Below are 22,855 nucleotides of genomic sequence, written 5' to 3' on the forward strand. Positions count from 1 at the left end.
CTTCTGATGATCTGTGGAGGACACCGGACGCCGGGCGGCCGGGTCAGCCGGTGGTCGCTCCCTCGGCGGCGGACCGCACGAGGCGCGAGTACTTGGCAAGAACGCCTCGGGTGTAGCGCGGGGGAAGCGGCTCCCAGCCGGAACGGCGGGAGGCGAGCTCTGCGTCGTCGACGAGTAGATCGAGAGAGCGAGCTGCGATATCGACCCGTATCAGATCACCATCGCGCACGAAGGCGATGGGACCTGCGTCCACCGCTTCGGGTGCTATGTGGCCGATGCACAGGCCGGTTGTGCCGCCTGAGAATCGTCCGTCAGTCAAGAGTAGTACATCTTTTCCGAGCCCCGCGCCCTTGATGGCCGCCGTGATGGCGAGCATCTCGCGCATACCCGGTCCGCCCTTGGGGCCTTCGTAGCGGATGACGATGACGGTGCCGGGCTCGATCTCGCCCTCGGCGACGGCGTCCATGGCGGCACGCTCGCGCTCGAACACCCGGGCAGGGCCCTCGAAGACGGCGGCGTCGAAGCCGGCCGTCTTCACGACGGCGCCCTCGGGAGCCAGCGAGCCGTGCAGGATCGTGAGTCCGCCCGTCGCGTGGATGGGGTTGTCGAACGTGTGGATGACCTCGCCGTCGATCGGCTGCGGGTCGAGGTCGGCGAGGTTCTCGGCGAGCGTCTTGCCCGTGACGGTGAGTGCATCACCGTGCAGGAGGCCCTCGTCGAGCATCGCCTTCATGATCACGGGGATGCCGCCGTGCCGGTCGACGTCGTTCATGACGTACTTGCCGAACGGCTTCATGTCGGCGACGTGGGGAACCTTGTCGCCGATGCGGTTGAAGTCGTGCAGGCTCAGCTCGACGTCGGCCTCGCGGGCGATCGCCAGCAGGTGCAGCACGACATTGGTGGAGCCGCCGAGGGCCATCGCCAGGGCGATCGCATTCTCGAACGCCTCCTTGGTGAGGATGTCGCGCGTCGTGATCCCCTGACGGAGCAGGTTCACGACCGCCTCGCCCGAGCGGTGCGCGAAGTAGTCGCGGCGACGGTCTGCAGCGGGCGGCGCGGCCGAGCCCGGGAGGCTGAGACCGAGTGCCTCGGCCACGGATGCCATCGTGTTCGCGGTGTACATACCGCCACAGGCACCCTCCCCCGGGGCGATCGCGCACTCGATGCGCTTGAGGTCCTCTTCGCTCATGAGACCGGCACGGCAGGCGCCGACCGCCTCGAACGAGTCGATGATGGTGACGTCCTTCTCGGTGCCGTCGGAGAGCTTGACCCACCCCGGTGCGATCGAGCCGGCGTACAGGAACACGCTCGAGAGGTCGAGGCGGGCGCTCGCCATGAGCATGCCCGGGATCGACTTGTCGCAGCCGGCGAGCAGGACAGAGCCGTCGAGGCGCTCGGCCATCATCACGGTCTCGACGGAGTCCGCGATGACCTCACGCGACACCAGCGAGAAGTGCATGCCCTCGTGGCCCATGGAGATGCCGTCGGAGACGGAGATCGTGCCGAACTGCAGCGGATAGCCGCCGCCCGAGTGCACGCCCTCCTTGGCGCCCTGCGCGAGCCGGTCGAGGCTCAGGTTGCAGGGCGTGATCTCGTTCCAGCTGGACGCGATGCCGATCTGCGGTTTGTCCCAGTCGGCGTCTCCCATCCCGACGGCACGGAGCATGCCTCGGGAGGTCGTGGCCTCGATGCCGTCGGTGACGACGCGGCTACGGGGCTTGATGTCGATGGGCGCGCTATTGGAGGGATCATGCGAGGACATGACGGAAGTCTATTGCTGCGCGGAGGTGCGTTCGTCCGCCAGCGCCTCCAGAAGCGCGGCGATCTGTTGTGGAGTGTCCACACGAAGCGCCGCAGCGCTCTCCCCCGGGCCGACACGCACTCCGAGGTCACCGGGCCCGAGCACGCGCATCGCGTCCTCGTCCGTGACATCGTCGCCGGCGAACAGGATTCCGGTGGCGTCGAAGCGCTCCCGGAGCGCGGCCATCGCCGCGTCCTTGCCCTCCGCGCGCGAGGAGAACTCCAGCACGCGGTGTCCGGCTCGACGGCGCCAGTGCGGGAACCGTTCGGCGACGAGAGCGTCGATCTCGGCGAAGACGCGCTCCTCGGTCGCAGGGTCCGCGCGGCGGGTGTGCACGCCCATGCCGAAGGTCTTCGGCTCGAACTCGGCACCCTCGTAGCGCTCGATGATCGGCTTCGCGGCCGCCCACAGCTCTTCGCGCGAGCCGTCCTCGGTGACGTCGCCCGCGATGTCGGCGTCCCCCTCGCCGGGGAACCAGTACTGCGCGCCGTGCGAGCCGGCCAGCGCGATCGCGGAGTCGTCGGTGTGTTCGGTGATCACACGCAGGTCGTGCATGCTGCGTCCGGAGACGTAGGCCACGACAGTGTCGGGAAGCGACGCGAGGCGCTCCACCTGGATGGCGACCTCCGGAAGCGCGCGCGCAGCCATCGGGTCGGGCACCAGCGGTGAGGCGGTGCCGTCGAAGTCGAGTGCCACGACCAGGCGCGGCGTCGCCGCCAGGGCGCTCAGGTCGTCGTCGGCGGTTCCGGGGATCCAGGGGCGCGTCACAGGTTCTCCAATCGCAGGGGGTTCGTTCCCAGTATCGCGGCCCCGCGGATGCTCAGCGTCCGCGCACCTCGGACAGGGCGGTGAGGAACGAGGAGGACCAGGCGTTCACATCGTTGTCCAGCACGCGACGACGCAGCGACCTCATGCGCCGCCCCTGCTCGGCCGGGGGCATCTCCACCGCGGTCATGATCGCGTCCTTGAGCCCTTCGATGTCGTGCGGGTTGACCCGCACCGCCTGCCGCAGCTCGTCCGCCGCACCGGTGAACTCGCTGAGCACGAGGACGCCGCGATCGTCGACGCGCGTGGCGACGTACTCCTTGGCGACGAGGTTCATGCCGTCGCGCAGCGCAGTGACCAGCATCACGTCGGCTGCCAGGTAGAGCGCGACCATCTCCTCGCGCGGATAGCCCTGGTGCAGATATCGGATGGCGGAGTGGCCCATCGTGTCGGTGTCGCCGTTGATGCGGCTGACCGCGAGCTCGATCTCGTCACGCAGGTGCACGTAGGCGTCGACGCGCTCCCGGCTGGGGCTCGCGACCTGGACGAGCGTGACGTCTTCGACGTTGAGTCGTCCCTCCGCGAGCAGCTCCCCGTAGGCCTTGATGCGGTGGCGGATGCCCTTGGTGTAGTCGAGTCGGTCGACGCCGAGCAGGATGCGCTTCGGGTTGCCGAGGCTCGCGCGGATCTCGGCGGCGCGCGCGCGGACATCCTCGCGCGCTGCGAGCTCGATGTACGGCGTCGTGTCGATGGAGATCGGGAACGCCCGTGCCAGCGCGGTGCGTGACCCCTCGCCGTCTGGGACAGACACGTGGGGCCCCTTGACCTCGTAGCGAAGTCTGCGGCGCACTGCCGTCAGGAAGTAAGTGGCGTCCTGAGCCCGCTGGAAGCCGATGACATCGGCACCGAGCAGTCCGCGCAGCACCTGATCGCGCCATGGCAGCTGGGCGTAGAGGCCGTGAGCCGGGAACGGGATGTGGTGGAAGTAGCCGATGGTCACATCCGGCCGCAGTTCGCGCAGCATCTGCGGGACGAGCTGCAGCTGGTAGTCGTGAACCCAGACGGTGCCCTCCTTCGCGACGGACGCAGCGGCGGACTCGGCGAACCGGCGGTTGACCCGGACGTACGCATCCCACCATTCGCGGTGGTACTGCGGCGGCGCGATCACGTCGTGGTACAGCGGCCAGATCGTGTCGTTCGCGAAGCCCTCGTAGTACTCCGCAACCTCTTGCGCGCTCAGCGCGACGGGAACCAATTCGATGCCACCGGCTTCGAACGGCTCCAGCTCGACATCCGCCTGCCCCGCCCAGCCCACCCACGCACCGTGCACGTTGCGCATCATCGGCTCGAGAGCGGCTACGAGCCCACCGGGAGACGTGCGCCAGACCTCCTCGCCGTCAGGGCCCTCCACCCGGTCGACCGGGAGGCGATTGGCGACGACGACGAAATCTGCGGCGGTCAAGGGGGACTCCTCACATCAGCGATGGAATCAAACCTACCCAGGATCGCGGAATACCGTTGCCGGAGGTCAGACCGTCACCGACGAACGGGGGCGCCTCTCACTGCTGAGAGCCCAGTTCGCCACGCCCGCACCGAAGGCGATGAATGCCGCGATCATCGGCAGCAGGAGCGCAGCGGACGTTCCGACGTTCTCGGCGATCTCGCCGGCCACGGCGGCGCCGATCGACTGCCCGACCACGACGCCGGAGCCCAGCATCGTCATGACCGTCGCGGAGCGTCCACGCGGACTGCGGGCGGCCCCGAAACTGTACTGGGTGACCAGGGTGGGTCCGATGCCGATTCCCATGATCGCCAGCGCGAGCATCATCGTTCCCGGCGAGTCGACGAATCCGAGCAGGAGCGTTCCGGCGAGCAGGATGCCGGCGAAGACGAGCCACCGTGCGCGCATCGAGAACGACGGAGGAAGCCAGGCGACACCCAGCGCGAGCACCGCCGAACCGACACCCATCACCCCGTAGAGCAGACCGGCCTGCTCGGGCGCACCGCGGTCGGCCATGAACGACGTCAGCGACGTGAGCATCGTCCCGAAGAAGATTCCCACGCCGAGGATGCCGAGGACGACGATGAGCAGCTGTGGCCGGAACAGTTCCGAGACCGCGGACGGCGCCCGCCCATCCGCGTCGCGGTCCTGCGAGACGTGACGTCCGCTGGGGTGCAACGCGAAAGCGCCGACGAAGACGACGGTGAGCACGGCAGCGCCCACCAGCGGAGCCCAGGGTGCGAACGCGGACGCCAGGATGCCGACCAGGAAGGGCCCGAAGACGAACACGGTCTCATCGGCCGCGGACTCGTACGCCATCGTCCCGGACACCGTCTTGGCGCGACGCGCCTCCGGCATCCGATCGGCGATGATGGTCACCAGACGCGAACGCGAGAGCGGAGCGACCTGCGGCGCCGTGGCGCCGATGCCGACCGCCGCCAGCAGCACGAAGCCGTCTGCGGCATCCCCGTAGACCACGAAGGTGAAGAGCAGGAGCATGGCGCCGTTCGCCAGTGCGAGCACGGCCAGGACCACCCGCTGGCCGAACCGGTCGGCGGCGGCACCGAGAAGGGGACCGAAGCACGCCGTCCCGAGGCCGACGGCCGCCGACGTGAGCCCGCCCAGCGAGAGCGACCCTCGGGCCGAGACGACGACCGTCAGGACGCCGACGACCATCATGGCGAACGGAAGCCGCGCGATGAAGGCGATGAGGAAGTAGGGAAGTCCGGCGAGACGCAGAAGGCTCGGGCTCGGCTCGATGATCTGTGGGGGTGCTGATTCGCGTGTCATGGCTCTCGCGCGTCGAAGACGCGATGTCGGGTGCCGCCGCTGTCCGCCGGGATGCCGACGGCCGGTAGATACACGGTTCTTGCGGCCGCGGCGAGCCGCGACGAGCCCAGGATAGCGGATGCGTCCGGGGATCTGCCGAGAGATGAGCGGTTCGCGACGGGTCTATTCTGGGCGACACCCCGCACCTCGTTCGCCGAGAGGACCTACGTTGCCCACTGCCCCGCATGCCGCCACCGCACTCTCCCTGCCTCCGCGCTCGCAACGCGCGGGCACCGCGAAGACCTCCCCGGTGCGCGACCTTCTCGCGCTGACCGCGCGCCCAGAGGTCATCTCGTTCGCGGGCGGCCTTCCCGCACCCGAGCTCTTCGACGTCGACGGCATCCGCGCAGCATTCGACGCCGTGCTCGACTTCCCCGGTGTGCTGCAGTACTCGACATCCGAGGGCGACGCTCGACTCCGTGAGGAAGTCGCCCGACGGTACTCGGAGGACGGGTTGTCGACCACCGCGTCCGAGCTCATCATCACGACGGGTTCGCAGCAGGGGCTCGGTCTGATCTCGACGACGCTCCTCGACCCGGGCGACACGATCCTGGTCGAAGAGCCGTGCTACCTCGCGGCGCTGCAGACCTTCGCGCTGGCCGGGGCGCGCGTCATCGGCGTCCCTTACGACGGGGACGAGCTGGATCTCGAAGCGCTGGACCGGCTGGCCGCCGAGCACAGCCCGAAGTTCTTCTACACGGTGCCCACCTTCCAGAACCCCACCGGCCGCACCCACGGACTCGAGGCGCGCCACGACATCGCCGCCGTGGCACAGCGGCGGGGATTCCGCATCATCGAGGACGAGCCCTACCGCCAGCTCCGGTACTCGGGTGAGGCCCTCCCCTCGCTGGCCGAGCTGGCACCGGAGCACGTCATCAGTCTCGGCAGCTTCTCGAAGGTGATCGCACCCGGGCTGCGCATCGGATGGATACGCACGACTGCGGATATCCGCCCCACCGTCACGATCGCGAAGCAGGCCGCCGACCTCCACACCTCCACCATCGACCAGGCCGCGGCCGCCCACTACCTCCTCTCAGGTCGCGGCGAGCCCGCGCTTACGCGCATCCGCGACGCCTACGCCGCCCGGCGCGACGCGATGCTCGAAGCCCTGCCTGCCGCGCTGCCGAGCGGCAGTACGTGGAATCGGCCCGACGGCGGCATGTTCGTCTGGGCACGGCTGCCTGAGGGGATGGATGCCGCCGAGTCGCTCGGGCGCGCGCTGACCAACGATGTCGCCTACGTGCCCGGCGTCTCGTTCTACTCCGGGACGCCCGATCGACGGACGCTCCGCCTGTCGTTCACGACGTACTCCCCTGACAGGATCAGGGAGGGGTTGTCAAGGCTCGGGACGACCTGGGGCACGGGAAGGTAGCGTGGGGGCATGCGCTACCTCTTCAGCACCGGACTCGTCGCTGCGATCTCTGCAGGGGTCTCGCTGCTCCGCGGCACCCGCGAGCAGCCGATCACCTGGCGCTCCCTGCTGTCCTGGCTGAGCTGGGGCATCACGATGGCGCTCGCTGTCGGCGCGGTGATCGACATGAACCGCGAACGACGCGGTGTGCTCGTCGATGCCGACTCGCCGCAGTCGGTCAAGAAGGCGAAGAAGGCCCAGCGACTCCAGTTCCGTTCGCAAAAGGCCCTCGCCGACACGCAGGATCACGCCAAGGACGCACGGCGCTGACGCCGCGCGCCCCGAGCGCATCGTTCACCGAGTGAGGATCAGCGCTTCGCCCTGACCGCCACCGCCGCACAGGCCGACGGCAGCCGTTCCGCCGCCGCGACGCACGAGCTCGTGAACGGCGTGCACCACGAGTCTGTTGCCGGATGCACCGATCGGGTGTCCGATCGCGATCCCTCCGCCGTGGATGTTCACGATGCCCTCGTCCAGCCCGAGCTCGACCTGCGAGCGGGCGACGACCGCGCCGAATGCTTCGTTAATCTCCACGAGATCGAGCTCCGAGGGTGCGATCCCCTGCTTCTCGCACGCGCGCTCGATCGCGCGTGCCGGCTGCGCCTGCAGGGAGTTGTCCGGGCCGGCCGTCTGGCCGCTGGCTCCGACCGACGCGAGCACCGACCAGCCCTTGGTCTCGGCCGTGCGCCGCGTGGTGACGACCACGGCCGATGCGCCGTCGGAGATCTGGGACGAGTTCCCCGCGGTGATCGATCCACCCTCCGCGAAGGCCGCGCGCAGGCCGCCGAGAGTCTCGACCGTCGTGTCGGGGCGCACACCCTCGTCCTTCGTCACGCGAACCGGTTCACCCCGACGCTGGGGCACGTCGACGGCGACGATCTCGGCCTCGAACACACCTGCTTCCTGCGCGGCGGCCGCTCGTTGGTGCGACAGCGCGGCGACGTGGTCCTGCGCCTCCCGCGTGAGCTCGTAACGCGCGTTGTGGCGCTCCGTCGACGCGCCCATGCTCTCCCGGTCGTAGGCGTCGGTCAGACCGTCGTACGCCATGTGGTCGAGCACCTCGACGCTTCCGTACGCCCAGCCGTCGCGGGATCCCATCAGCATGTGCGGGGCCCGCGTCATCGACTCCATCCCCGCGGCGACGACGACGTCCGCGTCGCCGGTGCGGATCATCCGGGCGGCGTCGATGATCGCAGTCAAACCCGACAGGCAGACCTTGTTCACGGAGTGGGCCGGGACGTCCCAGCCGATGCCGGCCCCGATGGCCGCCTGCCGCGCGGCGTTCTGACCGGAGCCGGCGGCCAGCACCTGTCCGACGATCACCGCGTCGACGTCCCCCGGATCGACGGCGCCCTGCTCCAGTGCGCCCCGGATCGCGAAGGATCCGAGCTGAGGCGCAGTGAAGGCCGCCAGCTGGCCCTTCAGCCGCCCCTGCGGTGTACGGGCGGCGGCGACGATGACGATGTCGTTGTCATTCATGGTGCGAGGTCCTTTCGTGCAGGAGATCCGGGTGGATGGTGAGCGGCGACTCGGTCGCGGCGATGACCTCGTCCACGCTCACTCCCGGGGCCGTCTCGACGAGTGTCAGCCCCTCTGGCGTGACGTCGATCACGGCCAGGTCGGTGATGATCCGGTCGACCACTCCGCGACCGGTCAGAGGGAGCGAGCACTCGCCCACGATCTTGGCCGACCCGTCCCTGGCCACGTGCTCCATCAGGACGATCACCCGAGCGGCGCCGTGCACGAGATCCATGGCACCGCCGGGGCCCTTCACCATCTTGCCCGGGATCATCCAGTTCGCGAGATCCCCGCTCGTCGAGACCTGCATCGCGCCGAGGATCGCGGCATCGATCTTGCCGCCGCGGATCATCCCGAAACTGGTGGCGGAGTCGAAGAACGCCGCGCCGGGCAGGGTCGTGACCGTCTCCTTGCCCGCGTTGATGAGGTCGGGGTCCACGGCGTCTTCGCGCGGGTAGGGCCCGACGCCGAGGATCCCGTTCTCGGACTGGAGGACCACCGTGACGTCGCCGGGCACGTGGTTGGGCACGAGCGTCGGCAATCCGATTCCGAGGTTGACGTAGGAGCCGTCCTGCAGCTCGGCTGCCGCGCGGGCCGCCATCTGGTCTCGCGTGAGTGCCATCTCAGGCTCCTTCCACGGCGACGGTGCGTCGCTCGATGCGCTTGGGGATGTCGGTGCCCAACTCGACGATGCGGTGCACGAAGACACCGGGAAGATGGATGCTGTCCGGGTCGAGCTCCCCCGGCTCCACGAGCTGTTCGACCTGAGCGATGCAGATGCGTCCGGCCATCGCGGCGAGCGGGTTGAAGTTGCGCGCCGCCTTGTTGAAGACGAGGTTCCCGTGGCGATCGCCGCGAGCGGCGTGCACGAGCGAGAAGTCCGTGGTGATCGCCTCCTCGAGCACGAAGTCCGCAGAGTTGCCGTCGACATCGAAGGAACGGACGTCTTTCACCGAGGAGGCGACGGCGATCGTACCGTCCGCGTTGTAACGGCGGGGCAGCCCGCCTTCTGCGACCTGGGTGCCCACACCCGTCTGCGTGTAGAAGGCCGCGATCCCCGATCCTCCTGCCCGGAGCTTCTCGGCCAGAGTCCCCTGGGGAGTGAGCTCGAGCTCGAGCTCGCCGCTCAGGAACTGGCGCTCGAACTCCTTGTTCTCCCCCACGTACGACGATGTCATCTTGCGGATGCGCTGCGCCGCGAGCAGGACGCCGAGCCCCCAGTCGTCCACGCCGCAGTTGTTGCTCACGACACTGAGGTCTGTCGTGCCCTGGGCCAGCAGGGCTTCGATGAGCGCGATCGGGTTGCCTGACAGCCCGAACCCGCCGACCGCCAACGAGGCTCCGTCCGGAATGTCGGACACGGCGTGCGCTGCCGAGTCCCATTGCTTGTCGATCACGTCTGCTCCTTCGAATTCGTGCCTCCCTCCAGCATCCGCTCTTCGGCCCTCGGCGCAACGATCAAGTCTTGCGATGTGGTCAGATCCGGAGGTAGCGTCCACGATATGGAATCCACGGCCCGCTCCATCCCCGGCGCGCAGGCCATCGCTCGCGCGGCTCGCCTGCTCCGATTGGTGACCGCCGCCGGCGCGGAGGGCGCCAGCCTCCAGGACCTCGCCCGGGCAGCCGAGCTGTCGCGCTCGACCACTCATCGCCTGCTCAGCGCGCTCAAGTTCGAGGGGCTGGTCGACCGCGACGAGGACAGCACCCGGTGGATGCCCGGCCCCGAGCTGTTTCTGATGGGTTCGGTCGCCGCCGCGCGCTACGACGTGACCGCGCTCGCACGGGACATCGTCCGGTCACTGGCGGTCAAGACCGAGGAGAGCGCATTCTTCTCCGTGCGTCGGGGCGACGAGACGGTGTGCCTGCTTCGGGAGGAAGGCTCCTTCCCGATCCGCTCCTTCGTCCTGAGCGAGGGGGTGAGGTTCCCCCTCGGTGTCGCGAGTGCGGGGCTCGCGATCCTGGCTTTCCTGCCTGACCATGATGTGGACGCTTATCTGGAGCGGCATCCCGACCTCGAGAGCGCGTGGGGGCCGACGCACCGCCCGCGCGCACTGCGCGCCCGACTGACCGAGACCAAGGAGCGCGGATACGCCGTCAATCCCGGCTTGATCGTCGAGGGCAGCTGGGGCATCGGCGCCGCGGTCTTCGATCGCTCCGGTCGCCCGGAGTGGGCGTTGAGTCTGACCGGTGTCGAGTTCCGCTTCGGTCCGGATCGCATGGCCGAGCTCGGTCGCACTCTGCTCGCACACGCCCATCAACTCTCTGCACGGATAGCGAACGCGCGACGCTAACCGACAATTACATACCGCGAGGTATATACTCTTTGGTATGAATCGTTCGGACGTTATCGCGTCGCTGGTGCTATCCGGCTACGCGCTGGGCCGCATCGCGGCGCAGGATGCCGGCAACGACGCACCCGCCGCGCAATGGCGGGTGCTGAGCCTCCTCGAGCAGGAAGGCGCCAGGCGCGTAGGAGAACTGGCCGCCGCTGCGCGCACCACCCAACCCGGCATGACCCGCCTCCTCGGCATGCTGGAGAAGGACGGGCTCGTGCGGCGCTCCCCCGACCCGGACGACTCGCGAGCGACCGTCGTCGACATCACCCCGAAGGGGGCCACCGCCGTCGCGGCCTGGCGCGCCGAGTTCCGAGAGACCCTCGCGCCCCGGTTCGCCGCGCTGAGCGACGACGACTGGTCCACGCTCACCCGCGCGGCCGAGATCCTCGCCGCGCACACCACTACGGAACGAACAGGAGAATCTCGGTGAACACCACCGCCACCCCCTCGGTGTGGAAACAGCCGGCGCAGGTCTGGGCCGTCGCCTTCGCATGCGTCGTCGCCTTCATGGGAATCGGACTCGTCGATCCGATCCTCCCCGCGATCGCTGAGTCGCTTCAGGCCTCGCCGGTGGAGACGGAACTGCTCTTCACCAGTTACCTCCTGGTGACCGGCCTCGCGATGCTGGTGACAAGCTGGATCTCCAGCCGTATCGGCGCCAAGGCCACATTGCTCATCGGCCTCGCACTCATCGTCGTGTTCGCTCTCCTGTGCGCGCTCAGCGGCAGCGTCGATGCCGTCATCGGCTTCCGAGCAGGCTGGGGACTCGGCAACGCGCTGTTCATCTCGACCGCGCTCGCGACGATCGTCGGTGCCGCGTCCGGTGGGAGCAGTGCCGCGATCATCCTGTACGAAGCAGCGCTCGGCCTCGGCATCGCGGTGGGGCCACTGCTCGGCGGCCTCCTCGGCGAGCAGAGCTGGCGCGGCCCCTTCTTCGGCGTCGTCGTGCTGATGGCGATCGCGTTCGTCGCCGTGCTCGTGCTCCTGCGCGGGCCGGGCGAGAAACGGGTCCCCGTGCCCTTCTCCGCCCCGTTCACGGCCCTTCGCCGCCCCGCCCTCGCGATCCTCGCGATCGCCGCCCTGTTCTACAACATCGGGTTCTTCGTGCTGCTGGCCTTCTCGCCGTTCCCGCTGGGTTTCGGCGCCATGGGCATCGGATTCACGTTCTTCGGCTGGGGCGTCGCTCTCGCGGTCACGAGTGTCTGGGTGGCGCCGGTGCTGATGCGGCGCATGCCGCGCACGCGGATCATCCTCGTGGTGCTGCCGCTGCTCGCGCTCGATCTCGTCGCCGCGGGGCTCGTGGTCGAGAGCGCAGCCGCCCTCGTGGTCTGCATCGTCATCGGCGGGCTGTTGCTCGGGGTGATGAACACCGTGCTCACCGAGGCCGTCATGGAGGCGACGGATCTCCCCCGGTCCGTGGCATCGTCCGCGTACTCCGCGGTGCGATTCCTCGGTGGCGCGATGGCGCCTCCCATCGCGGCGCTGCTCTGGCACGCGTTCAACGCGACCGTCCCGTACCTGTTCGCGGCGGCATCGGTCCTCCTCGCGGCACTGACGGTGTTCCTCGGGCGTCGCGTGCTCGCACACATCGACGACGAGCCGGAGGATGCCGCGACCGAGGACGCCGCAGCGATCCTCGTAGGTGACGCCGCCTGAGCACCCCTTCCGTGCCGGATCGGTCATCGACGCCCGATCCGGCACCACCACGCTCGGATATCGTGGGGCGATGAGTGAAGAGACGCCCCTTCCCGAACGCAGCCGAGCCGTGCAACGGCACCTCGAGGCCGCGGGCGTCGATACCTCCATCCGGGTCCTGCCGGACTCGGCTCGCACCGCAGCGGAGGCGGCGGCAGCGATCGGGTGCGACGTCGCCGCGATCGCGAACAGCCTCGTGTTCGTTGCAGACGGCGAGCCCGTCCTCGTCATGACAAGCGGCGGCCACCGCGCGGAACTCGCGGTTCTCACCGCGAGCATCGGCGCACGCGATGTGGCGATGGCACCGGCGGCCGTCGTCCGTTCGGCGACAGGTCAGGCCATCGGCGGGGTCGCACCGGTCGGGCACCCGGCGCCCCTGCGCACCTTCCTCGACGACACCCTCCAGCACCATGACGAGCTGTGGGCCGCAGCCGGCCACCCGCACACCGTCATGCCGCTCACGTTCGACCAGCTGCGCCTCCTCACCAAGGGCACGGTCATCGCCGTGGCGTGAGGGTTTCTCCGGACCTGAGCGCGTTCAGCGTGCGCAGGGAGCCCCGCGCACGCTGCGGGGCCGACACCGCGAAGCGAATTCTCTGACGGCGTCGACCCCGATGCGTGGATCAGCCCTGCGTCGCCCGACGCCGGGCGCGCACGGCGGCCAGGGTGGTGAGTGCGACACCGAGAACGAGCGCGGCACCGGCACTCCAGAGCATGACGGCGGGCACGTCGCCACCCGTCGTGGCGAGGGAATCGCCGGTCAGCGGCAGCTCCGTCGGCGGCGTCACGTCCGTCGGCGGTGTCACGGGAGTCTCCGGTGTGGGAGGCACGGTCGGCGGGACTACCGGCGGCTTCTCGGTCGCGGTGTTGGTGAGAGTGATCGCGAGCGTCGAGCCCTCGCCGACGGTGACCTGTGCACCGCCATCCTCAGTCACACGTACTCCCGTGCCCGAGAACGCCGGGGTGCCCCAGTCGATGCCGTCGATGGCCGGCGGGGTCAGCTCTTCGAGCGTGACGACGGTGCCGGCGGGGAGGCGCACAGGAGCGGTCGCCGCTCCTGTGGTCACGGCGACGGTGTTCTCCACCGCCGGGTCACCGTAGCTGTAGCGGACCGTGTACTCGGTGCCAGCAGGCACGTCCGTCGCTCCGGAGCCGGCGACGGCCTTGGTCAGGGTGAATGCGCCGGTCGCGGTTCCGTCTCCGTCACCGCCACCGGTGACCTGCCAGACCTCGCGGTCCTGCAGGACGATTCCGTTGACGTTGGCGACGTTGCTGAACGAGGTACCGTCGGCCTGCGAGCTCGGTACCGTGAGGTAACTGACGGAGTACGTCCGCGCGGTGTCGATCGCGCCGGGGATCTCCAGGTGGAACGCGGTGCCAGCCTCGTTCCAGGAGCCGGTCCAGTTCGTGATCGTCCGGTAGTCACCGTTGTCGGCGTCCGTGCTCCACACCACGAGCTTGCCGTCTTCGTTGTGGTGTTCGGCGAACCCGCCGCCAGGTGCGGTCAACACGTCGTCGATGATGATCGACTCTGCTCCCGGGAACTTCGCGCCCGGGAGATCGAGCTGCCACGCGATGTTGCCGTCGTCCGTCTGCCAGGAGACTTTCCGTGGGTCCGTCGGCGGCGACGCCGGGGGCTCGATCCCGCCGCCGGGAGTCTCGACGCGGGTGATCTGGCCGTTGACGACGAACTCCAGCGTCGTCTGCGTGGTCTGCTCGTCCGCGCTGGCGAGGAACCACAGCGAACCGTTGACGTCGGTGCGCCCGTTCACATAGTCCGTGAGCGTGCAGGTGACGACCGGTGCCGCGTCGCTGCTGACGGCGCATTCGGCGACGATCTTGCTCGGGTCCTCGGTGGAGGGCACCGAGAACGTCAGGCCGGCTCGGGCGAATTGGCTCGGGAGCGTGAACCCGAACGTTTCGCCGCCGAGCGAACCGTCCGGCACCGACCAGTCGGCGTCGACGCGGACCTGGTCGTACTGCGCCAAGGTTTCATCGCCGTCCACGGTGGTGACCGTGATCGATGCCGGATCTATCGCTGCAGGATGGTCATATTCGGCAGCGACAGCCGTTCCCGCTCCCCCGATCGCCATCGAAGCGATGAGTGCCACCGCAGCGGCAGCGACGAATGTGATGGATGCGCGTCGCGCGCGAGCGCGTCGGTCTCTTCTGTACACGGTGTTCCCCAGTTTCTTGTCGAAGCCCCACCGCCTCGGATGCGCTACTTCACAGCGGCCCATTCGATGACGGCGACGCGGTTGTCCCCGTGTGAGAGACGGCCCTGAAGAGGACCCATTACGCGATATAACGGCATTCTCTGCGAGTCCCCAGAATCGCGGAGTCGGGGCCGACCGGATCGGCGAACGCACCCACATCCACAAGAAAGCAGAAAAGCCCCGGAAACTGGCGAGAGTTTCCGAGGCTTATCCGTGCACCCCCTCGGACTTGAACCGAGAACCCACTGATTAAGAGTCAGTTGCTCTGCCGATTGAGCTAGAGGTGCGTGGCCCGGGATAACCCCGACCGAGGAATTACATTACCAGCCGACCGGCCCCATGCGAAATCGAGCCGGGCCCGGGCGTGCCGGTCCCCGTCGCACTCGGAAACATGGCCGTTCGGCCCTCAGCGCCCGTTGTCCCGCCGACTATCCTGGGAGCGTGACCGCCTCCCCTCACGCCGATGACCTGCGCAGCGATCTCCTCCTCGCTCTCCGCCTCGCCGACGCCGCCGACGCCCAGTCGCTCCCGCGGTTCGACGCCGCCGACCTCGAGGTCTCGACCAAGGCCGACAAGTCGCATGTGACCGACGCCGACCTCGCCACGGAGCGTGCGATCCGCGCCATCCTCGAGACCGAACGACCCGACGACGGAATCTTCGGCGAGGAGTTCGGCGCGCAGGGCGGGACCCACCGGCAGTGGATCATCGACCCCATCGACGGCACGGCGAACTTCCTCCGCGGCGTTCCGCTGTGGGGCACGATGATCGCTCTCGCTATCGATGGTGTCCCCCAGGTCGGTGTCGTCAGCATGCCGGCACTCGGCAGACGCTGGTGGGCAGCCGACGGCCAAGGCTCCTGGACGGCCGCCGACGGCGAGCCCCGCCGACTCCAGGTCTCCGCCGTGTCATCACTCGACGATGCCAGCGTGAGCTTCCAGAGCATCGCGCAGTGGTCCGACGCGGGACGACTCGACACTCTCCTCAGAGTCGCGGCGCGCGTCTGGCGCGACCGCGCATATGGCGATGTGTACTCCTACATGCTTCTCGCCGAGGGGCGCATCGATATGGTCGCCGAATTCGACGTCAAGGAGTACGACATCGCCGCAGCGGTGCCGATCGTCCGGGAGGCCGGAGGACGCATGACGGCTATCGACGGCGCCGAGACGATATCGGCGCGCTCGACACTCGCCACCAACGGCACCCTTCACGAAGAGTTCCTGAACCTCTTGCACGACTGACCCGAATCACGAGACGCACCATGACCCCCCGCAACATGTCCGCCGCTGCCGGCGTCCTGTTGCTTCTGGTGGCACTGACGGCGTGCGGAGCACCTGCGGAGCCGCCGGCCACACCCACACCCACGGCAGAGGCCGTCGCCCCCAGCCCCGTTGCGACGCCCGAGCCCGCGAGCTCGAGCGCGCCGGAGCGTCCCGCAGAGCTCACGTGCGAATCCATGATCTCGGAGGGAACGGTCTCGGCGTTCACCGATATGGGATGGACGGCACAACCGAAGGAGTTCGTCGTCGGGGGCGAGGAGTTGACCGACGGGCTGCTGTGCTTCTGGGCCGACTACAGCGTCGCGTCCGACCACGGGCAGCTCTATGGTTGGTCGGCCCTGAGCACGGAGGATGCCGCACAGGCTCAGGCCGGTCTCCTCGCCGAGGGCTGGAAACGGGAAGACGGCTCCGACGGCGTCTACTTCACAGAGGATCCGCGATACGCGATGGGACTCGATGAAGACGGTTACGGGATGACCTATCTGTTCGGAGACGGATGGGTCCGGTTCGCGGACACGCGTCAAGGCTTGATCCTCATCGAGTGGACCGGCTGAGCTCCACTCGAGCTCGCGACGTCGCTACGGCGCTGCCCTCCCCATCGAGCTCTCGAGGACGGGCCGGAACCCCCGGGCGACCGGTGGCGTCCACAGCAGGACGACGATGAGGGCAGCGACCACGGCGGTGACGGCTGCTCCCCAGTCCCACCGATCTCCGAAGACGAGGACGACCGCACTGAGCGCGATCACGACCCCGAGGAAGATCGTGAGCAGCAGCCGCGAGAGCCCACTTCCCCGGCGGACACCGGCGGCGACCGCGAACACCAGCAGGCCGAACAGCGCGATGGCCGCGCCCGCGAGCGAGAACGCGGAGGCGCTCACGTCCGGATCGTAGCGTCCGAGGAAGACCACGATGCCGAAGCCCGTCGCGAGGATCCCGAACACGTAGGAGAGCACCGCGACCGTCGTCGTGATGACCGTCGCCAGCCCACGATCGGCACCGACGCCCGGCTCGGCCGCCGGTGCAGGCACCGTTGTCGGCTCCTCCCTCAGGACGAGCCGGCGATGCACGATGCGCACCAGCTCGATCGCAGCAACCATCACGATCGTGATCCCGGTGAGCGCGATCGCGACGTCTTCCCCCGGATCGACGAGGACGAAGAACCGTCGCGCGAGGGGAAGCGAGAACACGGCGATGAGCAGGACGAACATCGCTCCCACGACGAGCACCTTGAAACGGTTGAGGGGGCGGGCGAGCACAGCCAGCACCCAGATGCCGACGACGGCGAGGATGACGGTCGCTCCGGTGCGCAGCTGCTCTTCGTCTGCCCCGAGCCCGCGCGCGACGAAGGTGAACCACGTGAGGCCGAGCGCCACGACGATCCCCGAGGGGATGGCGAAGCTCAACGACCGCCGGAGGAACCCGGGCACATAGCGCGCCGCGTTGGGCATGAGCGCGAGGAAGAACGCCGGGATGCCGATCGTGAGGCCGTCGGTGATGGAGAGCTGACGCGGGAGGAACGGGAACTCGAGCACGAACACCCCGAAGATGATCGCGAGCAGCGTGGCGTACACGGTCTTGTTCAGGAAGAGCATCGAGACGCGTTCGATGTTCGCGATGACCTGGCGCCCTTCCGCGACGACATCGGGCAGGTGCGAGAACTGACCGTCGAGCAGCACCAGCCGCGCCACGGCCTTCGTGGCGGGCGACCCCGAGTTCATCGCGATGCCGATGTCGGCGGCTTTGATCGCGAGAGCATCGTTGACACCGTCTCCGGTCATCGCCACGGTGTGCCCGCGGCTCTGCAAGGCCGAGACCATGCGCTTCTTCTGCTCGGGCGAGACGCGTCCGAACACCATGTGCGTGTCGAGCACGTCTGCGAGTTCGACGTCGTCGTCGGGAAGGCGACGTGCATCGAAGCCCTCGGCGACGTCCAACCCCACCTCGCGCGCGATCGCCGCGACAGTGCGCGGGTTATCGCCCGAGATGATCCGGATGCCCACATCCTGCCGCGCGAAGTACTCGAGCGTCTGGGCGGCGTCGGGACGGACCTGCTCGCGGAAGGTCAGGACGATGGAAGCGGTCACAGCATCCGGAAGCCGCTCGGCATCGACATCCGCCTCGGACAGCGCCGTTTCCGCGTGTCCGAGGACCAGCGTGCGACGTCCGGTCTCTGCGAGGGCGGTGACAGTGCGCCCGAGCTCGGTCCCGTTCGAGGTCGCGGCATCGCCGAACACCATCTCCGGTGCACCCATCACCCAGGTCCCTGCAACCTCCTCGAAGGAGACCGCGCTCCACTTGCGCGCGGAGGAGAACGGGATGTACTCCGCGACCGTGAGCGGAGACCCGGCCGGATATGCCGATCGCATCGATCGCGCCGTGGCATTCGCATCCGGAGACGCGGCATACCAGCCCAGCGCCGCTGCTGCAGCCTCCGCACGCTCGGACGTGACGCCGGTGAGTCGGTGAGCTTCGTCGAACCCGATCTCCCCGACAGTCAGGGTTCCCGTCTTGTCGAGGCAGACGACGTCGACCCGCGCGAGCCCCTCGACCGCGGGCAGTTCATTCACGAGAACCTGCCTCCGCGCCAGCTTCGATGCGCCGACGGCGAAGGCGATGCTCGTCATGAGCACCAGCCCGAGCGGGATCATGGCTGTCAGTGCGGCGATGGTGTTCACGACGGCCTGCACCCAGGCGCCGCTGGAGAAGACGGTGGCGTATCCGCCGGTGACGATGATCTGCGCGTTCAGGACGAGCAGCCCCACCGGTCCGATCACCCAGCTAACCCACTTCAGGACCCGGTTGACCGACGAACGGAGCTCGCTGGAGACGAGCGAGAAGCGCTTCGCTTCACCCGCGAAGTGGTTGGCATAAGAGTCGGCGCCCACGCGGGTCGCCTGCGCGGTGCCCTCGCCGGCGACGACCACCGCGCCCGATAGCGCCTCGTCGCCCGGCTGTTTCTCCACCGGGTCCGACTCGCCGGTCAGCATCGACTCATCGATCTGCAGCCCACGCGCCGTCAAGATCCGAGCGTCGGCGGGCACCTGCTCACCGGCGCGGAAGACGAGCACGTCGTCGAGCACCACCTCGGTGGGGGCGATCTGCTCCTCGGCACCGTCCCTGAGCACCAGCGCACGCGGTGCGTTCATCAGCGCGAGGCGATCGAGGGCCGACTTCGCTCGGAACTCCTGAACACAGCCGATGATCGCGTTTGCGAAGGCCGCGAGCCCGAAGAGCGCATCCTGCCAACGCCCGACCAGGAAGAGGACGAAGAAGCACGCGAAGACGATGCCGTTGAAGAGCGTGAACACGTTCGCGCGCACGATGCTCCACGCGCTTCGGCTCGTGTCCGCCACGAAGGCGTTCGTCCTCCCGGACGCGACGCGCTCGACGACCTCGGCTCGGGTGAGACCGGTCGAGACGGTTTCGGGGGTCGATTCCACAGACCTCAATATAGGTCCCCCCGTCGAAACCAGCGGAGGCCCCTCGCGCTTCCCCATCCGCTCGTCTCTGCTACTCTCTTGCACGCACCGAGGCCCTCTGCTGTCGGACGTTTCATCTCTCCCCAAGGATGCTCCGTGCTCGACGAACCTTCTCTCCCGGCCCGTCCCGCAATCTCTCGCCGCACCGTGATCGGTGCCGCAGCGTGGTCGGTTCCCGTTGTCGCCCTCACCGTCGCCACGCCGGCCCACGCGGCGAGTGGCGGCGCGCTCGACGCGACCGGTGTCGTCCTCACTTTCACCGGTCCGCAGTGGAGTTCGGAATTCACCCTGTCCGGTCAGCTCGTGCTCTCCCCCGCTGCTCCGGCCCCGACCGATGTGACGGCGACGATCACCTGGCAGGGCACGGGAGACAACGCGGGTGCACAGGGTATGTATGTCTATGGTGGAGGCACCCCGCCCATCGACGCCGGTGTCACCGGCTGGACCTACCTGCAGGGAGCACCCGACAACCAGCTCCACCCCACCGTCGTCCTCGGCAATTCCGCGGCGGCAGGGACGACGTCGATTCCGACTGTGTCGATCTACGACGGTGACACATCGAAACCCATCATGTATGGCGCGGAGACGCCGAACGGCGGGAGCGCCTTCTGGGACGGCATCATCACGATCCGCTTCTCCGCGGCGGGCTATGCGGACGCCGTTCTCACGGTGCCCTACACGCAGACGGTGGAATGACCCCCTTTCCCGCACACGAAGAAGCCCCGTGACCTCCTTGAAAAGGAGAGCACGGGGCTTCTTCTGTGACAACGGCTTGGTGGAGCTGGGGGGAATCGAACCCCCGTCCAACGCTGAGTCTCCACGCCTTCTCCGGGCGCAGTCTGTGAAGACGTTCTACTCGGCTCCGACCTTTGTCACAGACACCTAAGTCGACGAGCCCAGCCTGGGAAGAGTCCCACGTGACGTCCAGACGCCATCACGCAGCAAGATTCCTAAATGACGCCAGGATCCGTATCGGAATCACATACGGCCTGACGGACTATCGGGCTCGCTTATGCAGCGAGGGCGAAGTCGTTGCGCTTGGTTTCGGCAACTATTTTTTTGCAGAGAGCGTTAACGAGATAACTCTGCATCCTCGGCCCGCTTCTCGTGGATTCACAGGCGCTGTCGAAACCGATCAGCCCCGTGGTCCTTCTCTCGAAGGAGCCGCTGTCACACTGTGGAATTACCATCTCGAGCGACGAACACCCGAGCATCACAGACTACAACGTTCCCCGGCTCTCCGCCATTCCGTGGAGGTCGGAACTGCTGGCGTAGAGTCGGCCCATGAGCGAAGTCACCGTCACCGTCCGCGGCGAGCACGAGGCGCGTATCGCCCCCGAGCGCGCCACCATCCGTGTGAGCGTGCGGGCGGAGGGTTCCGAGCGAACGACCGTCGTCGAACACGTGATGCGGCTGGCCGAGCCCGTGCGCGGCAGCATCACCGAACGGGCAGACGCGGGCAGCATCGTCGATTGGACCAGCAAGCGACTCTCCGTGCGAGCCGAGCGCCCGTGGAACAACGACGGCAAGCGCCTCGCACCCGTCTATTACGCGAGCATCGACTTCACCGCGACGTTCGCCGAAGCATCCGAGCTCTCGATCTGGGTGTCCGACATCTCTCCGTGGGACGGCGTCGATGTGGGGTGGGTGGATTGGCACCTCACCCCCGTGACGCGAACTCAGGTCGAGCGGGAGGTGGCCGCCGAGGCCGTCAGCGCCGCCGTGACTCGCGCCAAAGCCTATGCGGGGGCTCTCGGCCTCGACGAGGTCACGCCGCTCGAGATCGCCGACGTCGGCCTCATCTCGAGCGGGCAGCCGATGCCGGGTGCACCCATGATGAAAGCCCGTGGAGGGGTGGGATTCGCCGCCGACGCAGCCCCTGCCATGGAATACGAGCCGGAGGAGATCGTCATCTCCGCGACGGTCGAGGCGCGCTTCCTCGCCCGCTGAGGCGCGTCAGCTGCCGACAGTGAAGGGGGCGAGTTCTGCCGCGAGGCGTTCGGACACTCGTGCGTGCACAGCCGTGCCGGCCTCCTGATGCTCCACCCCGAGGAGCATCCCTGTCTCATGGATGGCCGCCACGAGGTCGCCGCGATCGTAGGGGATCACCGCGTGAACCTCGATCGCCGGCTTCGGGAGGGCTTCCTCGATGACGGCCCGCAGTTCTGCGATGCCCTCTCCGGACCGTGACGACACGAAGTGCGCATGCGGTTGCAGACCGCGGAGCACCAGTCGCTCGTCGTCGTCGATCAGGTCGGCCTTGTTGAAGACGACGATTTCCGGGAGGTCCCGCACACCGACATCGCCCAGCACATCGCGCACCGTCTGCAGTTGACCGGCCGGGTCGGGGTGCGACGCATCGACGACGTGCAGCACGACGTCAGCCTCTCCGACCTCCTCCAGCGTCGACCGGAAGGCCTCGACGAGCTGATGCGGGAGGTTGCGGACGAAACCGACGGTGTCGGTCAGCGTGTAGACACGGCCGTCTTCGGTCTCCGAACGGCGCACGGTCGCGTCCAGCGTCGCGAACAGGGCGTTCTCGACCAGGACGCCGGCGCTGGTGAGCGCGTTGAGCAGACTCGACTTGCCCGCGTTGGTGTAACCCGCGATCGCCACCGAAGGGATCGTGTTGCGCTTGCGCTCAGCACGCTTCGCCTCCCGAGCCGGCCCGAAGTCACGGATCTGTCGACGCAGGAGAGCCATCTTGGTGCGGATCCGTCGCCGGTCGAGCTCGATCTTGGTCTCACCGGGGCCGCGGGAGCCCATGCCCGCACCGCCGGCACCGACCTGGCCACCGGCCTGGCGGCTCATGGAGTCACCCCAGCCGCGAAGACGAGGGAGCAGATACTCGAGCTGAGCGAGTTCGACCTGGGCCTTGCCCTCGCGGCTCTTCGCATGTTGGCTGAAGATGTCGAGGATCACGGTCGTGCGGTCGATGACCTTCACTTTGACGACATCCTCGAGCGCGCGTCGTTGGCTCGGTGCCAGTTCTGTGTCGGCGATGACGGTGTCGGCCCCGACCGCGGCGACGATGTCCTTGAGCTCCTGAGCCTTGCCACGCCCGAGATACGTGGCCGCATCGGGGTGCGGGCGGCGCTGCAGGACACCGTCGAGAACGACAGCACCCGCGGTCTCCGCCAACGCGGCGAGCTCGCGCAACGAATTCTCGGCATCCTCCTGAGCACCCTGCGGGTACACGCCGACGAGCACGACGTTCTCCAGGCGCAGCTGGCGGTACTCGACCTCGGTGACGTCTTCGAGCTCGGTCGAGAGTCCGCCCACGCGACGGAGCGCGTGACGGTCCTCGAGGTCCCATTGCGCCCCGTCCGTGCTGGCGTGCGCGGCGGTCGACTCGTCCTGCAGCGCCTGTGCTGCTCCGAACACGTGGAGGTCCGAGCGCTTCTCTGCGTTCGCGAGCACGCGATCGACGGTGTTGTCGCCGTTGGAGGGTGTCGTGGTATCCGTCATCCGTTCCTTGTCTCTGGGGTTTTGTAGCGAGCCTTAACCTTAGCCCGCGCTGTCCGGT

The 22,855-nt window shown here is 68.2% G+C and carries 20 protein-coding genes, 1 tRNA gene and 1 other RNA gene; 10 read left to right on the forward strand and 12 right to left on the reverse strand.

Going from position 1 to position 22,855, the window contains the following annotated elements:
* Window positions 1-43: 43 nt before the first annotated feature.
* The 4 genes from ilvD to ACWGO6_RS01715 form a co-directional block, all read right to left on the reverse strand.
* On the reverse strand, window positions 44-1,762 hold the full coding sequence (ilvD, locus tag ACWGO6_RS01700; RefSeq protein ID WP_091027444.1) for a dihydroxy-acid dehydratase: 1,719 nt from the start codon (window positions 1,760-1,762) through the stop codon (window positions 44-46).
* A 9-nt stretch (window positions 1,763-1,771) separates the two neighbouring features.
* Complete coding sequence (gene otsB, locus ACWGO6_RS01705) at window positions 1,772-2,569, reverse strand: trehalose-phosphatase (protein ID WP_452325676.1); 798 nt, start codon at window positions 2,567-2,569, stop codon at window positions 1,772-1,774.
* Between the two features lie 52 nt (window positions 2,570-2,621).
* The gene (locus ACWGO6_RS01710) at window positions 2,622-4,028 is read right to left on the reverse strand and encodes an alpha,alpha-trehalose-phosphate synthase (UDP-forming) (RefSeq protein WP_452325677.1); all 1,407 of its coding nucleotides are present in this window, start codon (window positions 4,026-4,028) and stop codon (window positions 2,622-2,624) included.
* Between the two features lie 66 nt (window positions 4,029-4,094).
* A complete protein-coding gene (locus tag ACWGO6_RS01715; RefSeq protein ID WP_452325678.1) occupies window positions 4,095-5,357 on the reverse strand; it encodes an MFS transporter in 1,263 nt (420 codons plus the stop codon).
* Between the two features lie 208 nt (window positions 5,358-5,565).
* Between ACWGO6_RS01715 and ACWGO6_RS01720 the strand changes: the two genes are divergently transcribed.
* Together ACWGO6_RS01720 and ACWGO6_RS01725 are read left to right on the forward strand one after the other, a co-directional pair.
* Window positions 5,566-6,768, forward strand: a complete 1,203-nt coding sequence (locus ACWGO6_RS01720; protein WP_452325679.1) for an aminotransferase-like domain-containing protein — start codon at window positions 5,566-5,568, stop codon at window positions 6,766-6,768.
* A 9-nt stretch (window positions 6,769-6,777) separates the two neighbouring features.
* The gene (locus tag ACWGO6_RS01725; protein ID WP_136043744.1) at window positions 6,778-7,077 is read left to right on the forward strand and encodes a hypothetical protein; all 300 of its coding nucleotides are present in this window, start codon (window positions 6,778-6,780) and stop codon (window positions 7,075-7,077) included.
* A gap of 24 nt (window positions 7,078-7,101) precedes the next feature.
* On the opposite strand, the gene ACWGO6_RS01730 is transcribed toward ACWGO6_RS01725, so the two are convergent.
* Genes ACWGO6_RS01730 through ACWGO6_RS01740 form a run of 3 tightly spaced genes read right to left on the reverse strand, consistent with a single transcriptional unit; the run spans window position 7,102 to window position 9,722 of the window.
* Window positions 7,102-8,286 (reverse strand): acetyl-CoA C-acetyltransferase, encoded by a 1,185-nt coding sequence (locus ACWGO6_RS01730; protein ID WP_136043743.1) that lies wholly within the window; start codon window positions 8,284-8,286, stop codon window positions 7,102-7,104.
* Window positions 8,279-8,947: a CoA transferase subunit B gene (locus tag ACWGO6_RS01735; protein ID WP_205820436.1), complete on the reverse strand. Its 669-nt coding sequence runs from the start codon at window positions 8,945-8,947 to the stop codon at window positions 8,279-8,281. Before ACWGO6_RS01735 ends, ACWGO6_RS01730 begins: the two co-directional genes overlap by 8 nt.
* Window position 8,948: 1 nt before the next feature.
* Window positions 8,949-9,722: a CoA transferase subunit A gene (locus tag ACWGO6_RS01740; RefSeq protein WP_452325680.1), complete on the reverse strand. Its 774-nt coding sequence runs from the start codon at window positions 9,720-9,722 to the stop codon at window positions 8,949-8,951.
* A 105-nt stretch (window positions 9,723-9,827) separates the two neighbouring features.
* Between ACWGO6_RS01740 and ACWGO6_RS01745 the strand changes: the two genes are divergently transcribed.
* From ACWGO6_RS01745 to ACWGO6_RS01760, 4 genes are all read left to right on the forward strand, one after another.
* A complete protein-coding gene (locus ACWGO6_RS01745) occupies window positions 9,828-10,616 on the forward strand; it encodes an IclR family transcriptional regulator (protein ID WP_136043741.1) in 789 nt (262 codons plus the stop codon).
* A gap of 37 nt (window positions 10,617-10,653) precedes the next feature.
* On the forward strand, window positions 10,654-11,091 hold the full coding sequence (locus ACWGO6_RS01750) for a MarR family winged helix-turn-helix transcriptional regulator (protein WP_136043740.1): 438 nt from the start codon (window positions 10,654-10,656) through the stop codon (window positions 11,089-11,091).
* Window positions 11,088-12,317 (forward strand): MFS transporter, encoded by a 1,230-nt coding sequence (locus tag ACWGO6_RS01755; RefSeq protein WP_452325681.1) that lies wholly within the window; start codon window positions 11,088-11,090, stop codon window positions 12,315-12,317. The genes ACWGO6_RS01750 and ACWGO6_RS01755 overlap by 4 nt, the downstream gene beginning before the upstream one ends.
* Before the next feature lie 70 nt (window positions 12,318-12,387).
* Window positions 12,388-12,870, forward strand: coding sequence for a YbaK/EbsC family protein (locus ACWGO6_RS01760; protein ID WP_452325682.1), 483 nt, complete (start codon window positions 12,388-12,390; stop codon window positions 12,868-12,870).
* 109 nt (window positions 12,871-12,979) lie between these two features.
* Here ACWGO6_RS01760 and ACWGO6_RS01765 read toward each other — a convergent pair whose 3' ends face one another.
* Both ACWGO6_RS01765 and ACWGO6_RS01770 read right to left on the reverse strand, forming a co-directional pair.
* Window positions 12,980-14,467 (reverse strand): Ig-like domain-containing protein, encoded by a 1,488-nt coding sequence (locus tag ACWGO6_RS01765; RefSeq protein ID WP_452325683.1) that lies wholly within the window; start codon window positions 14,465-14,467, stop codon window positions 12,980-12,982.
* A 319-nt stretch (window positions 14,468-14,786) separates the two neighbouring features.
* Window positions 14,787-14,859 (reverse strand) — tRNA-Lys (locus ACWGO6_RS01770).
* Between the two features lie 154 nt (window positions 14,860-15,013).
* Here ACWGO6_RS01770 and ACWGO6_RS01775 point away from each other — a divergent pair.
* Both ACWGO6_RS01775 and ACWGO6_RS01780 read left to right on the forward strand, forming a co-directional pair.
* Entirely contained in the window at window positions 15,014-15,811 is a 798-nt protein-coding gene (locus ACWGO6_RS01775; protein WP_452325684.1) for an inositol monophosphatase family protein, read from the forward strand.
* A 20-nt stretch (window positions 15,812-15,831) separates the two neighbouring features.
* On the forward strand, window positions 15,832-16,404 hold the full coding sequence (locus ACWGO6_RS01780) for a hypothetical protein (RefSeq protein ID WP_452325685.1): 573 nt from the start codon (window positions 15,832-15,834) through the stop codon (window positions 16,402-16,404).
* Window positions 16,405-16,428: 24 nt separating this feature from the next.
* Here ACWGO6_RS01780 and ACWGO6_RS01785 read toward each other — a convergent pair whose 3' ends face one another.
* Window positions 16,429-19,290 (reverse strand): HAD-IC family P-type ATPase, encoded by a 2,862-nt coding sequence (locus ACWGO6_RS01785; protein ID WP_452325686.1) that lies wholly within the window; start codon window positions 19,288-19,290, stop codon window positions 16,429-16,431.
* Window positions 19,291-19,425: 135 nt separating this feature from the next.
* On the opposite strand from ACWGO6_RS01785, the gene ACWGO6_RS01790 reads away from it, so the two are divergent.
* Window positions 19,426-20,025 carry a hypothetical protein gene (locus ACWGO6_RS01790; protein ID WP_136043733.1) on the forward strand — a complete coding sequence of 200 codons (600 nt, stop codon included), beginning with the start codon at window positions 19,426-19,428 and terminating at the stop codon, window positions 20,023-20,025.
* A 77-nt stretch (window positions 20,026-20,102) separates the two neighbouring features.
* Here the strand turns inward: ACWGO6_RS01790 and ssrA are convergent.
* Window positions 20,103-20,472: a transfer-messenger RNA gene (ssrA, locus tag ACWGO6_RS01795) on the reverse strand.
* 141 nt (window positions 20,473-20,613) lie between these two features.
* Between ssrA and ACWGO6_RS01800 the strand changes: the two genes are divergently transcribed.
* The gene (locus tag ACWGO6_RS01800; RefSeq protein WP_136043732.1) at window positions 20,614-21,279 is read left to right on the forward strand and encodes an SIMPL domain-containing protein; all 666 of its coding nucleotides are present in this window, start codon (window positions 20,614-20,616) and stop codon (window positions 21,277-21,279) included.
* A gap of 6 nt (window positions 21,280-21,285) precedes the next feature.
* Here ACWGO6_RS01800 and hflX read toward each other — a convergent pair whose 3' ends face one another.
* Complete coding sequence (gene hflX, locus ACWGO6_RS01805) at window positions 21,286-22,797, reverse strand: GTPase HflX (RefSeq protein ID WP_452325687.1); 1,512 nt, start codon at window positions 22,795-22,797, stop codon at window positions 21,286-21,288.
* Window positions 22,798-22,855 lie beyond the last annotated feature (58 nt).

This window comes from Microbacterium sp. NPDC055665, from assembly GCF_053618035.1.